The organism is Deltaproteobacteria bacterium (genome assembly GCA_030690165.1).
In the GTDB taxonomy this organism is placed as follows: Bacteria; Desulfobacterota; GWC2-55-46; order UBA9637; family UBA9637; genus JACRNJ01.
Genome location: JAUYHF010000046.1, coordinates 1 through 13,548, shown reverse-complemented (window position 1 = coordinate 13,548; position 13,548 = coordinate 1). Strand labels below are relative to the sequence as shown.

Sequence of the window (13,548 nt, the reverse complement as noted above, 5' to 3'; positions counted from 1 at the left end):
CTTCTTCTGCTGAAAACAGCTTTCGTAAGTGTTTGCCCATTTTATCCTCCTTGGCTTGATAGATGTGAGAAAATCCTGAAAAAGACACAATAGTGCACTTTTAATCTTTAAACCAGTGCACTTTTAATTTTTAAATGACAGTGATAGATAAAAACATTGACAAATTTAGTTCTATGTGATACTAAAACACTTAATGTTTATAGAAAGGAGGGTTAAAAATTGAAAAAAAGATTCTTTACCGTTTTTATTGTTCCTCAGGACCCTTCTCATATCAGGAAGTTCAGACTCCCTCTCAACTTGTTAAAAACCATAGTTATTATACTGGGCATCTCTTTTGCCGGATTTTCATTTATGCTTTTTGATTACACCAGAGTGAAATTAAAAACCCATGAACTTAACAGGCTCCGGAAGGAGAACGCTGAACAAAAGATACAATTGCAGGCGTTGGCAAGCAAGATGATTGACGTTGAGTTTCAGATGGCTAAGTTAAAGCAGTTTGACAAGAAGTTGAGGATTATTACAAATATGGAGGTTCCTGGTGGTTCAAACCAAATACTTGGTATCGGAGGCCCGTCGCCTATGGAAGAGGATATGACTGCATTAGGTGTTGCCAGGGGTGGACTGATAAAGCAAATGCATTCAGACCTCGATCAGTTGAGGGCGGAGACAATGACGCAGGAAAAGAGCTTTACAGAGGTTCATGAATATCTTTTTAAACAAACATCTCACTTTGCCTCCACTCCTGCCATATGGCCTGCGAGGGGATGGGTTACAGGCGTTTTCGGCTACCGCATATCGCCATTCACAGGTTTGCGGCAGATGCATGAAGGTCTTGATATAGCAAACGCTGTTGGAACGCCTGTATTTGCGCCGGCAGACGGCATAGTCAGCAAGGTCGCCAGGGAAAACGGGCTTGGAAAGACAATATCTATAAACCACGGCTATGGCATAGTCACAAGATACGGCCATTTTTCAGATATATATGTGCATGTTGGGAAACGGGTTAAAAGAGGGGAAAAAGTTGCTGCGGTCGGCAACACAGGCAGAAGCACCGGTCCCCACCTCCATTATGAGGTGCTTGTAAATGGCATCAATGTTAATCCGGAAAAATATATTTTGAATTAAGCGCTTGTTTCTTTTTTAAACAAAACCCTGTCAAAGTTATGCGGCAGGGTTTTGTTTTTTTAGTGTCTTGACTTTTATTACGCAACTACGCTATTTTAAAGATGCAAGTTGCAAGATTCAAGTTATAAGTCTTGAAACCTGCATCCTGCAACTTATGGAAAAGGCCAGATATATTGCACTAGAAGGACCTATCGGTGTTGGGAAGACCAGTCTCTCACAACTTTTAGCGGAAGAATTTAAGGGAAGGGTGCTGCTGGAAGAGGTTGATAATAATCCTTTCCTTATAAGTTTTTATAAAGACAGACAAAAATATGCGTTCCAAACCCAGCTCTTTTTTCTTCTAAACAGATATAAGCAGCAGAAAGAGCTTGGACAGCAAGAGCTTTTTAATTCTACTGTTGTTGCAGATTATCTCTTTGCCAAGGATAAGATTTTTGCATACCTCAATCTGGATGAAAATGAGTTGGCCCTGTATGAACAGATATACAGGCTGCTGGATGCAAGGATACCCAAACCTGACCTTGTAATATATATTCAGGCGAGAACCGAAACGCTTATTGAAAGAATAAAGAAGAGGAATAAAGTTTACGAGAAGGATATAGAAGAGGATTACATAGAGAGGCTGGTTGATGCGTATAACAGATATTTCTTTTACTATACAGATACGCCTCTTCTTGTAGTGGATACATCCGACATAGATTTTGTTAATTCTCATGACGATCTGACGAATGTGGTAAATGAGATAAGGTCTATAAAGGGAGGAGTACAACATTATGTGCCGGTAAGGTAAGCAGGTAGCCGCTTGGATTCAAGATTCTTGAACCGGGACGGAAGGACGATTTCAAATCTCAAATTTGAGATTTGAAATTTAGAATTTGTTTAATTTGGCCTTCTGGACTTTGGTTCAGAAGGCTTTTTTACTTGGATTGGAGGTATATTGGAAAAGATAACAATTCCTGACATTATGAAAATGAAAGCAGAAGGCAAAAAAATCCCTGTGCTTACTGCCTATGATTATCCATTTGCAAGGATTCTGGATGAGGCAGGCATACCGCTTATTTTAGTCGGGGATTCAGCAGGGATGGTATTTGCCGGGTATAAAAATACCTTATCCGTTACAATGGATGAGATGAGGTATCACACAAGGGCTGTTGTAAGAGGCAATAAAAATGCGCTTGTCGTTACCGACATGCCGTTTTTGTCTTATCAGATATCTATTGAAGACGCAAAGAAAAATGCAGGGTTGCTGGTAAAAGACGGGGCAGAGGCTGTCAAGCTTGAAGGGGGGGTGAATATGGAAGATACCATCAAGGCCACAGTGGATATGGATATACCGGTTATGGGCCATATTGGTCTTACGCCCCAGTCCATTCACAGGATGGGGGGATACAGGGTTCAGGGCAGAGAAAAGAAACAGAGGAAAAAATTACTGGGTGATGCAAAGGCAGTAGAAAGGGCAGGGGCGTTTTCTATTGTCCTGGAAGGGATCCCCGCGGATTTGGCAAAGGAGATAACTGACGCCGTCTCTATCCCGACCATAGGCATAGGCGCCGGTCCATATTGCGACGGCCAGGTTCTTGTTATCCATGATGTATTGGGCTTATATGATGATATTAAGCCAAGATTTGTTAAAAGATATGTTAATTTAAAAGGGATAATATCTTCTGCGGTTAATAAATATGCAGATGATGTAAAACAAGGAAAATTTCCAGGCAAAGAGCATAGTTTTTAAATATAGACACAAGGGTATGAAACTTATAACCAGCGTAAAAGAGATGAGAGTTTTTTCAGGCGATGCGCAAAGGATGGGCAGGTCTGTTGTTTTCGTTCCCACCATGGGTTATCTGCACGATGGACATGCAAGTCTGCTTAAAAAAGGGAGAGGTTTGGGAGATATGCTTGTGATGAGCATATTTGTTAACCCTGTCCAGTTCGGGCTAGGAGAAGATTTTGCCTCGTATCCAGGAGACCTTAAAAGAGATTTGGCATTAGCAGACGCCAATAAGGTGGATTGCGTTTTCAATCCTGCTGCAGATGAAATGTATCCGGAAGGTTTTCAGACATTTATTGAGATAGAAAGGTTGAGCAGTCATCTGTGCGGCCTTTCCAGGCCCGGTCATTTTCGCGGTGTGGCAACTGTAGTTATGAAGCTATTTAATATTGTAAAGCCTGATATTGCCATATTTGGTGAAAAAGACTTTCAGCAGACGGCAATAATTAAAAGGATGATTCGTGATTTTAATATGGATATAGATATTGTAAGCATGCCGATTGTAAGGGATGCGGACGGTCTTGCTATGAGTTCCAGAAATAGTTACTTAAACAAGGAAGAAAGAATGGCAGCGAGGTGTCTTTATACCGCAATTAAGATGGGAAGGGATATATTCAACAAAGGTATTAAAGATGCGGCTGTAATTTTAAAAAAAATGAAACATGTCATAGAATCCGAACCGCTGGCGGTAATAGAGTATATTACAATCTGCGATACAGATACATTGGAAGATTTGGACATAATTGCGGACATGGCCCTGTTAGTCCTATCTGTAAAAATCGGCAAGACCAGACTTATAGATAACTGTATTTTACAGTCCCATGATAGATTCAAGTTGTAAGATGCAAGTTGAAAGATGTAACTTAAAACTTGCAACTTTTTAGGGGGTAAAAGATATGCAGCGGATTATGCTTAAATCAAAGATACATAGGGCAACAGTTACTGACGCTAATATTGATTATGAAGGCAGCATAACACTGGATGAGGAACTGATGGATGCAGCAGGTCTTCTGCCTTTTGAACAGGTTCATATCTACAATATAACCAACGGAGAGAGGTTTCAAACTTATGTAATCAAAGGCGGCCGTGGCAAAGGCGATGTGTGCATTAACGGCGCTGCCGCGCATCTGGCAAAAAAGGAAAATATCATTATAATAGCCAGTTATGCAAGTATGGATGAAAGAGAGGCAGCAGACCATCAGCCTGTGCTCGTATATGTAGATGATGAAAACAGGATAAAGGATATTGCCAGAGACATGGTCAAGACAAAGATAAAGGCAGCGGTCTGATGTTTAAGAAAATAAAGGCAAGTTTTAAAAGATATTTTATCGCAGGGCTTTTGGTAGTTGTGCCGCTGTATCTGACCATTTATATCTTTAGTCTTATAGTTGGCTACATGGATACCCTGTTAAATTATCTGCCTGAGTCTATGCAGCCGGATGTGTATCTGAAATTCCATATACCGGGCCTCGGGGTAATATTTACAATAGTTGTTATTTTTCTCATAGGCCTTCTTGCGACAAATCTTCTGGGAAAAAAATTGGTTGAAATAGGAGATAATATACTTGCCAGGATACCTTTTTTCAGGAGTATTTATAAACCTTTAAAACAATTTATGGAAACTTTTCTTGTTACCGGTTATTCAGGATTCAGACGGGTTGTTCTTGTAGAGTTTCCAAGCAAGGGAATGTATTCGGTGGGTTTTCTTACAGGTGTTGCTGCCGGAGAGGTTCAGAGTAAAACTAAAGAGAAGGTTGTCAATGTGTTTCTGCCCACGACCCCGAATCCCACAACAGGTTTTTATATACTTATCCCTGAAAAGGATATAATTCCTCTGGAGATGTCTGTTGAGGATGCGTTCAAACTTATAATAACCGGCGGCATGGTAAGTCCTGAAAATACAAAAAATAAAGATGGGCTAAACAAAAAGGGCTAAAAGCCGACCTAATCCTTTAGCCCTGGGATTTGAGGATTATTTTATATGGTCATTGAGAATACCTGAGTTCTGGATATCAGGATTGTTTTTCCCAAGATCATAGGCCTTCTTGAAATGTTCTGTGGCGCTTTTGTGATTATTTGCATTATCCAATGCCAATGCAAGATTGTAATGCGCCTCGGCTGATTTCGGGTCGGCCTTCACTGCCTCTGTAAAGTGTTTCTGCGCCACATCCCAGTGGTGCTGATTATAGTGTTCGATACCTTCCTGATTGTGTTTTACCGCCCCAGAACCAGGCGCTGTCTTCAACGGCTCCGTCCCACTGCCGCCCCATGCGCCTCCTCCCACTGTTAATGCCGCAACCATCCATATGACAAGCGCTATCCCACACATCTTTTTCATAGAAGCACCTCCTTTTTTTAGTAAGTTTTTCTCTGCATCCATCCATCTATTTCTTTTATAGATGACACTTCTTACACAGACATATCTGCTTTCATATTCTTCATATCTCCTTATCGCATTAAATTTATTTTGTGTCAAGAAATTATGTATGATTAATTCAATTTTGCATTTTTCAATTTGCAATCTTCAATTTGCAATCTTTATTTTAATCCACCCCGCTTATCTCCATCTCGCTTATAATCAAACCCGGAGCGCCAATGTTGCCCAAAAATCGCATATCGCTGCCTACAACTTCCACATTTGAAAACAGAAGAAGCATGTTTCCTGATATGGCGGCGCCCCTCACAGGATAGCTGATATTGCCGCCTTCTATCCAGAAACCGGATGCGCCAAAGGAAAAATCGCCTGTTATCGGGTTTGCGGTATGGGCGCCTAATACATTTGTAATCAAGAAACCATTTCCTATGCTGCTTAAGAGGCCGTTAAAATCCGTATCTCCCCCTTCCAGATAAAGGTTGGATATGCCGATGTTTGAAAAAGATTTGAAATTATGCCTTGCCGCATTTCCGGTAGATGCCATCCCCCCTTTTTTTGCCCAGTAGGTATCATAAAGAAAATCCGCGCAAACACCCCTGTCAACGAGGCAGGTCTTCTGTCTTGGAACACCTTCACCGTCATATTGGGATGTACCCCAGCCATTTGGCAGAAGCCCGTTATCCCATATTGTAACCTTCTCGTTAAAAACCTTCACGCCCTTTTTCCCTTTCAGGATGGACTTTCCCTTACTAATGTTATCAGCATGAAAAGACGGGGCAATGATCTCCATGAATTCACCGACAATTATATTCTCTATGAGGACAGGACATTTTATGGTCTTTATTGTCCGCGCCCCAAGCATATCAACCGCCTTTTTTGCGGCGTCCCTTCCAATCTTTTTCACATCTACATCTTTTACAAAATGGCTCATATCCATTTCCCAGCCCATCTGAGCCTCCCCCCTTTCTTCTGCGACTACCGTGACACTGGAAGAGACAAATGTAGCCGAATTATCCGCATCAATACCTGCGGAGTTGACAAGCCTCGACTGAAAAAAAGATTCGCTGTAACCTGCCTTTCTTATATTAGTCACCCTCCGGTCGAAATCCTTTGCAGCCTGCTCAAGGCTTATTGCCTTTTGTATTTTATCTTCCTCAGATATCTTGGCCAGCGATGGGTCAAAGAGCATCAGCTTCTCTTTCGCCGTATTTTGCGGCAACGGCAAAAACAAAAACTCATCTGCGGTAACCCCTTTGCTTCCAGTGATGGCATTTTCTACTAATTCATTAAGAGAGTCTTTTGACAGCAGACTTGTAAATGAGAAGCCGATCCTCTTATCTTTGAAAAGCCTTAATCCGACGCCTTTGTTTGATGAAACCTTGAAGGCATCCACTCTACCATCCTTTACCTCAATGGAAATACCGTTTTGTGAAGAATAAAATATCTCCCAATCATCAACCCTGCGCTTTAGCATCTTAACAAGGTCTTCTATTATATCCTCTGACTCCTGACCCCCTTGCTTACTGTCTGCAGGGGCAAGCTTGACTTTTGAATTCTTTTTCATAACTCTATCATCACCGCATTCTCATCACAATTCGGGAATTTAAAACACCTGACACACTCACCCCATACCTTATGAGGCAAGACCTCTTTGCCTATCGGCTTAAAACCAACCTTTTCAAAAAAGCCAGGCTTGTATGTAAGGGCAAAGACCTTAGGTATGCCGAGGGCCCTGGCTTCATCAAGACATGCATTGACCAGAAAGGTGCCTATGCCTTTTCCGCCCGCCTCCCCGCTCACAGCCAGCGACCTGATCTCTCCCATATCTTCCCAGCATATATGCAATGCACAAGCGCCAATAATAACATCCATTTCCTCATATACATAAAAATCCCTGAGACTGTCATAAATATCAGTCAACGGCCTGTGAAGCATTTCACCCTTATTGGCAAATGTTTCTATAAGCTTATAGATGTCTTTAACATCCGCTATCCTTGCCTTTCTTATCACCGTAATCCCTTATCCAATTTCATATATTTTTTAAAATGCTATCATTGTCAAATAGTGTTGTCAAAACAAAAATCCACTTGCAGCCTTGTAACTTGCGGCCAATTTTGATAGGCTTCAATCTATGAGAACCTTAAGGATTGCAATGGCTCAGATAAACCCAACTGTTGGAGACCTTTCCGGCAATGCAAAAAAAATTATTAAATTTATTGATATGGCAAAAGATGCCGATGCAGATATTGTGGTCTTTCCTGAATTGGCCGTTACAGGCTATCCGCCGGAAGACCTCCTCTTAAAACCGCAGTTCATAGCAGATAACCTCAAATATATTAAATTAATAGCGCGTAAGACAAAAGGCATAACAGCAGTTGTCGGGTTTGTTGACAGCAAAGAAGACCTCTATAACGCCGCAGCAGTAATCCATAAAGGCAGGGTCGCGGCTGTTTATCATAAAATGTTTCTGCCAAACTACGGCGTGTTTGATGAGGACAGATACTTTCAGGCAGGCGCTGCGCCCTTGAATATTGTATTAAGGGGTATTACCATCGGCATAGGCATATGCGAGGACATATGGTATCAGGAAGGCCCTGCGAGGGCGCAGGCCATAGCAGGCGCAGAGGTTATCATAAATATAAACGCCTCTCCGTATCATATGGGAAAGGCAAGATTCAGGGAAGAGATGGTTAGCACGCGGGCGGCTGACAATGATGTAATCGTTGCATATCTGAATATGACCGGCGGCCAGGATGAGCTTGTATTTGACGGCCAGAGCATGATTATAGACGAGAAGATGAATGTCATCGCAAGAGGAAAGCCGTTTGAAGAGGATTTGATTCTTGCTGACATTGATGCGGAAGGCATATTCAGAGACCGTCTGCATGACCCGAGGAGAAGGAAGGAAAGGCTTTCATTGGGTGAAGCAAAGGGTGGGAAAGTAAAAGAGGTAATCCTCCATGATAGTTTGGCTGTAAAGAAAAAAAAGCCGATAAAAGGCTGCAAGGCCTCTGTGTTAGAGCCTTTGGAAGAGGTTTATAATGCCCTTGTCCTCGGCGTAAAGGATTATGTCAGAAAGAACGGCTTTAGGCATGTGGTTGCAGGCTTAAGCGGCGGCGTGGATTCCTCGCTGGTTGCAGTGATTGCAAAAGATGCGCTTGGGAAAAAGAATGTAACAGGCGTGTTTATGCCGTCTCAGTATTCATCAAAAGAAAGCAGGGAAGATGCCTTGGCGCTGGCAAAGAACCTTGACATAGAATTTACAACTATTCCAATAGAGGATGTATTCGGAGAATACCTGAGGTTGATGGAGCCTGTCTTTAAGAAAAAGAAGGCCGATGCGACAGAAGAAAATATACAAGCAAGGATAAGGGGAAATATCCTCATGGCAATCTCAAATAAATTCGGCTGGCTTACGCTGACTACAGGCAATAAGAGCGAGATGAGCGTAGGCTATGCAACACTTTACGGCGACATGGCAGGCGGGTTTGCTGTAATAAAAGATGTCCCGAAGATGTTAGTTTATGAATTGGTGAAATATATAAATTCAATTGCAAGAAAGGCGGTAATTCCGGAAAGGGTTTTAATAAAGGCGCCCACCGCGGAATTGAGGCCAAACCAGACGGATCAGGATACACTCCCGCCATATGAGATATTAGACCCAATATTAAAGGCGTATGTGGAAGATGACAAGGGTTTTGATGAGATTAAAGAGATGAGTTTTAATGAGGCAATAATTAAAAAGGTTATAAAGATGGTGGATGCGTCAGAATACAAGAGACGTCAGTCTCCGCCCGGCATAAAGATTACACCACGCGCCCTGGGTAAGGACAGAAGGATGCCGATAACGAACAGATATGAGAGTTATTAGCTTACAACCTTTTCTATAAGCCCCTTTATCTGGCTTTTAGGCACTGCGCCTACAACCTGATCCACAACCTCGCCGTTTTTAAACAACACCAGTGTTGGAATGCCTCTAACTCCGTATTTTCCCGGTGTGGATGGATTTTCATCTACATTCATCTTTGCCACCTTTATCTTGCCGCTATATGTCTCTGCCATCTCCTCAACAATCGGTGCAATAGCCCTGCACGGGGCGCACCATGTAGCCCAAAAATCTACAAGCACAGGGGTGGTAGATTTTAAAACCTCCAGGTCAAATGATTTGTCAGTAACATTTAAAACCTTTTCAGACATATTTTTCTCCTTTACGCCAATTTGATTGCACAATAATAAAACAAGGTTTTTGGATTGTCAACTATTTTGTTGTTCTTATTGTTTGTCATTTACCAACAGCCTCGCTGCCCTTGCAGCCTCTTCAGGGCTGGAAAAGACAGGTAATCCGGCCTCTTCAAACATCTTGTTTTTTCTTCTGGTATATTCCCCGCCCGGACTGCAGATAATAATAGGCTTATCCAGCTCCCGAGAGGCATCTGCCAGCATGGCAACAAGCCTGTCCGTAAGACCAGGCGGCCCCCACAATACCATCACGATAGCTAAATCATACCCCTTCAACCCCTCTTTAAGAACCATTACATAATCATCATCGGTCACACTGCCGGTCAGGTCGATGGGGTTTGCCAACGTGCAAAAAAGGGGAAGTTTAGGCATAATAGTTTGTTTGAGCATATCAGACGGTTCTGCAACATAAAGCCCCATATCTTCACACGCATCAGCAATACTCGCACCCATACCGCCCCCATCGGTTATTATCAGCACCCTCTTCCCGTTTGCGCGCCTTTGCCTACCCAAAACCCTGCATGCATCTAAGAATTCGCTATAACTTCTAACCTCTATTATACCTGCCTTCTTAAAGGCTGCACGGTAAATCTCATACCTCCCTGCAATGGCCCCTGTATGAGATCTTGCAGCAGATGCGCCGGCGCCATGCCTCCCAACCTTAATGGCAAATACCGGTTTTTCATTCGCACACCTTTTCGCTGCCTCTAAAAATCGCCTGCCGTCATCAACCGATTCCATATAGAGGCCGACAACCTTCGTTGTTTCATCTTCTGCAAGATATTCCAGACAGTCTGACTCACCCACATCCACCCTGTTGCCATAGTTCACAACCCTTGCGACGCCCAATCCCTCTGCCGCAAGCGTATCAATTATCGTGCCTGCAAATGAACCGCTCTGAGATAAGATAGATAACCCGCCTACCGGCGGCCTCTTGATTCTTTCCCTGAGAATAAAAAACGTATCAAGCTTGGATATATTGTCAAATATGCCCAGGCAATTAGGGCCCATAATCCTGATACCCGCGTCGCTGGCAATCTTATATATCCTCTGTTCTAAAACAGCTCCTTCGCCACCGACCTCTTTAAAACCTGCGCTCACAATAATTGCCCCCATCACCCCTTTTCTAACAATATCATTCAATGCATCCAGCACTGCAGAAGCAGGCACACAAACAACAGCGATATCAACATCTTCCTTAATATGGGTGATGGACTGATAGCACGTAATGCCATTGACAGACTTGTAATGTGGATTGACCGGATATACAGACCCCTCGTAACCAGTCTCTCTCAGGTTATCCATTATTGCATGGGAGAGCTTGCCATGCATCGGCGATGCACCGATAATCGCCACAGACCTTGGATTAAAAAAAAAGGAAATATCTCGCATAAAACTCCAATGTCAAATCTCAAAATCAAAACCTATTCTACTCTTTTTGAAGTTCATGAACAATTGCTTCATAGAATCCCAGAGATTCTGGATTCACAAGCGCATCCCGATTCGTTACAGGTCTGCCATTTATCATGTTTGAGACCGCGCTCTCAACCTTCTTCATATTGAAGGTATAGGGGATATCCGGCGCCTCGATGATTACATCTGGAACATGCCTTGGCGACGCCTCATTACGCAGGGACCTTTTAATCCGGTTTTTCAAGTCCTCGGTTAATTGACACCCCCGGGCAAGTTTCACAAAGAGGATAATACGCTGGTCCCCTTTCCAGTCATGCCCTGCAACCATACTATCAGCAATCTCTTTAAACCCTTCTATCACATTGTATATCTCCGCCGACCCAATGCGCACACCAGAAGGCTTTAACGTAAAGTCAGATCGCCCCAAAAAGGTTATCCCGCCTGTATCACTGTGTATGATAATCCAATCGCCATGCCGCCAAACATTGGCATAGGCGCTGAAGTAGGCATCCCTATATCTTTTGCCATTATCATCCCCCCAAAAATAAAGAGGCATAGACGGGGACGGGGACTCACACACAAGCTCTCCCTCTTTATCAACCACTGCATTGCCCTTTTCATCATACGCCTTCACCTTCATGCCTAAGGCCGGCCCCTGCAGTTCCCCGGCATAGACAGACTGAATCGGTGTCCCGGCAGCAAAACAGCCATTTATATCTGTGCCGCCTGAGATGGAATTAAGATGCATGTCTTGTTTTATTTCCCGATACACATATTCAAATCCCTGGCTTGAAAGTGGGGCGCCGGTCTGGGATATCTCCCGCAGCGATGACAGATTATAGTCCTTCCCCGGTTTGGCCCCTATGCCTCTTAGATAATTGATATAGCTTGCGCTACAGCCAAAGATTGATATCTGCTCATCCTGAATCAATCTCCACATAGCACCCCAATCGGGGTGTATTGGATTGCCTTCATATAATACTATAGTGGATCCTACGGCTAAAGAACTTATTAACCAGTTCCACATCATCCAGCTTGGAGAGGTGATATAGGTTATCCTATCTTCGCGTTTCAAATCAGTATGGAGTATAAGCTCTTTAAGGTGATTTATCAGTATGCCGCCAGCCCCTTGAACCATGCACTTGGGTTTGCCTGTTGTTCCTGAAGAAAACATTATATACACAGGATGATCAAAAGATAGTTGTTCGAACCGAATATCAGTTTGTTTGCCCTGAGATATGAAATCATCATAAAACACTGCATGGGGGATGCAGCTTATATTAGGTCGTTCTCCTCTATATGGAATCACAACAACCTTTTTCAGTGACGGTATGCCTTCAGCAATCTTCTCTACATTGGGCAAGACATCAAACACCTTCCCCTTATAAAAATACCCGTCTACGGTGAATAAAACTGTTGGCTCAATCTGGCTAAAGCGGTCAAGAACTGTTTTTGGGCCAAGCTCTGTTCCGCAGGAAGACCATACAGCGCCTATGCTTGCAGCAGAAAGCATGGCAATGGGAGTCTCTATCAGATTTGGCATATATGCAGCAATGCGGTCTCCGGCTGTAATTCCTAAATTGCGAAGAGAAGCGGCAAGGCGCGCTACAGAACCATAGAGTTCCGCATAGGTCATCCTGCCTGATTTCAGGCCTTCTCCCCTGAATATAAACGCTAACCGGCTATCCCTGAACCTAAGAAGATTTTCTGCAAAATTGAGTCGTGAGCCAGGAAACCACCTCGCGCCTGGAAATTTGACCAAATCATCTGCTACGGTATCATACACAGATGCCTTGATATCCACAAAGTCCCATACGGCTGCCCAAAAATCCTGAATATGTTCTACTGACCATTTATATAGTTCGTCATAAGAACCGATTCTCAGACCATAGAGCTTATTTACAAGGCCTATAAACCTTGTAATATTTGCCTCTGCTTTTCGTTCTTCTGAAGGCGTCCAGAGCGGTTTTCTCATGCCAGCACAAAATATACATCCGTAGGTTTAAATTTGCAGTTCCGCAAAAACTTAGCCCTTACCTTCATCCCTATCTTTACCTCCTCAGGCTCTGCTCCGACAAGCCTGGAAAGGAAGAGGGTATTCACACCGGTAAACTCCACAAGGATTAATGTGAACGGCGTCTCCTTTAAAAATGCCTCGCCTCCGAAGTGACAGGTAGTAAACGTATGGAGCTTCCCATCCAGGGGAAGCTCAAACCAGTCAGTCTTCGCCCCGCACTCCATACAGTGCCCTCTGGGTGTGGCATAGATATAACCACATCCGGTGCATTTACTGCCTAAAAGCTTCTTCTTTGTCAGACCGACAAAGAATGGCGAATCCTGGGCATAGGAATGGATATAATCTATCTCGTAATGCTGCTTAATAATGATAGGGTCAACGTTGAATAAAACTGTGCCTTCTTCGGTTTCTGGGAGTTTGATGTTTTTTTTCATGTTATGACTCACATTTCAGACTTCAGAACACAATGTGGACTTCCCCCGAATTTAAGGACACTAAGTTAGGTTAGGCTACCATAGATTCGAGCTCATAAGATACTGGAGAAAGATACCCCAGTGTTGAGTGACGTCTCTTTCGATTATAGAATATTTCAATATAATTAAAAATACT

15 protein-coding genes are annotated in these 13,548 nt (G+C 43.1%); 7 read left to right on the top strand and 8 right to left on the bottom strand.

Annotated elements, in window-relative coordinates:
- Nucleotides 1-219: 219 nt before the first annotated feature.
- From Q8P28_07840 to Q8P28_07815, 6 genes are all read left to right on the top strand, one after another.
- Nucleotides 220-1,125, top strand: coding sequence for a M23 family metallopeptidase (locus tag Q8P28_07840; GenBank protein MDP2682699.1), 906 nt, complete (start codon nt 220-222; stop codon nt 1,123-1,125).
- 154 nt (nt 1,126-1,279) lie between these two features.
- On the top strand, nt 1,280-1,915 hold the full coding sequence (locus Q8P28_07835) for a deoxynucleoside kinase (GenBank protein MDP2682698.1): 636 nt from the start codon (nt 1,280-1,282) through the stop codon (nt 1,913-1,915).
- Nucleotides 1,916-2,059: 144 nt separating this feature from the next.
- A complete protein-coding gene (gene panB, locus Q8P28_07830) occupies nt 2,060-2,857 on the top strand; it encodes a 3-methyl-2-oxobutanoate hydroxymethyltransferase (GenBank protein ID MDP2682697.1) in 798 nt (265 codons plus the stop codon).
- A 16-nt stretch (nt 2,858-2,873) separates the two neighbouring features.
- On the top strand, nt 2,874-3,737 hold the full coding sequence (gene panC / locus Q8P28_07825) for a pantoate--beta-alanine ligase (protein ID MDP2682696.1): 864 nt from the start codon (nt 2,874-2,876) through the stop codon (nt 3,735-3,737).
- 55 nt (nt 3,738-3,792) lie between these two features.
- The gene (locus tag Q8P28_07820; protein ID MDP2682695.1) at nt 3,793-4,185 is read left to right on the top strand and encodes an aspartate 1-decarboxylase; all 393 of its coding nucleotides are present in this window, start codon (nt 3,793-3,795) and stop codon (nt 4,183-4,185) included.
- Entirely contained in the window at nt 4,185-4,832 is a 648-nt protein-coding gene (locus Q8P28_07815; GenBank protein MDP2682694.1) for a DUF502 domain-containing protein, read from the top strand. Before Q8P28_07820 ends, Q8P28_07815 begins: the two co-directional genes overlap by 1 nt.
- 36 nt (nt 4,833-4,868) lie before the next feature.
- Here the strand turns inward: Q8P28_07815 and Q8P28_07810 are convergent, their stop codons facing one another.
- From Q8P28_07810 to Q8P28_07800, 3 genes are all read right to left on the bottom strand, one after another.
- On the bottom strand, nt 4,869-5,234 hold the full coding sequence (locus Q8P28_07810; GenBank protein ID MDP2682693.1) for a tetratricopeptide repeat protein: 366 nt from the start codon (nt 5,232-5,234) through the stop codon (nt 4,869-4,871).
- 205 nt (nt 5,235-5,439) lie between these two features.
- On the bottom strand, nt 5,440-6,834 hold the full coding sequence (locus tag Q8P28_07805) for a TldD/PmbA family protein (GenBank protein ID MDP2682692.1): 1,395 nt from the start codon (nt 6,832-6,834) through the stop codon (nt 5,440-5,442).
- Entirely contained in the window at nt 6,831-7,280 is a 450-nt protein-coding gene (locus Q8P28_07800; protein MDP2682691.1) for an N-acetyltransferase, read from the bottom strand. Before Q8P28_07800 ends, Q8P28_07805 begins: the two co-directional genes overlap by 4 nt.
- A gap of 121 nt (nt 7,281-7,401) precedes the next feature.
- On the opposite strand from Q8P28_07800, the gene Q8P28_07795 reads away from it, so the two are divergent.
- Nucleotides 7,402-9,141, top strand: coding sequence for an NAD+ synthase (locus Q8P28_07795; GenBank protein MDP2682690.1), 1,740 nt, complete (start codon nt 7,402-7,404; stop codon nt 9,139-9,141).
- Here the strand turns inward: Q8P28_07795 and trxA are convergent.
- From trxA to Q8P28_07770, 5 genes are all read right to left on the bottom strand, one after another.
- Nucleotides 9,138-9,467, bottom strand: a complete 330-nt coding sequence (gene trxA, locus Q8P28_07790) for a thioredoxin TrxA (protein ID MDP2682689.1) — start codon at nt 9,465-9,467, stop codon at nt 9,138-9,140. The genes Q8P28_07795 and trxA overlap by 4 nt on opposite strands.
- A gap of 75 nt (nt 9,468-9,542) precedes the next feature.
- On the bottom strand, nt 9,543-10,901 hold the full coding sequence (locus tag Q8P28_07785) for a CoA-binding protein (GenBank protein MDP2682688.1): 1,359 nt from the start codon (nt 10,899-10,901) through the stop codon (nt 9,543-9,545).
- Nucleotides 10,902-10,938: 37 nt separating this feature from the next.
- Nucleotides 10,939-12,897 carry an acetoacetate--CoA ligase gene (locus tag Q8P28_07780; protein ID MDP2682687.1) on the bottom strand — a complete coding sequence of 653 codons (1,959 nt, stop codon included), beginning with the start codon at nt 12,895-12,897 and terminating at the stop codon, nt 10,939-10,941.
- Nucleotides 12,894-13,373 (bottom strand): Zn-ribbon domain-containing OB-fold protein, encoded by a 480-nt coding sequence (locus Q8P28_07775; GenBank protein MDP2682686.1) that lies wholly within the window; start codon nt 13,371-13,373, stop codon nt 12,894-12,896. The genes Q8P28_07780 and Q8P28_07775 overlap by 4 nt, the downstream gene beginning before the upstream one ends.
- 70 nt (nt 13,374-13,443) lie before the next feature.
- Nucleotides 13,444-13,548 (bottom strand): IS3 family transposase (locus Q8P28_07770; protein ID MDP2682685.1); only part of this gene is annotated, 105 nt, incomplete at its 5' end.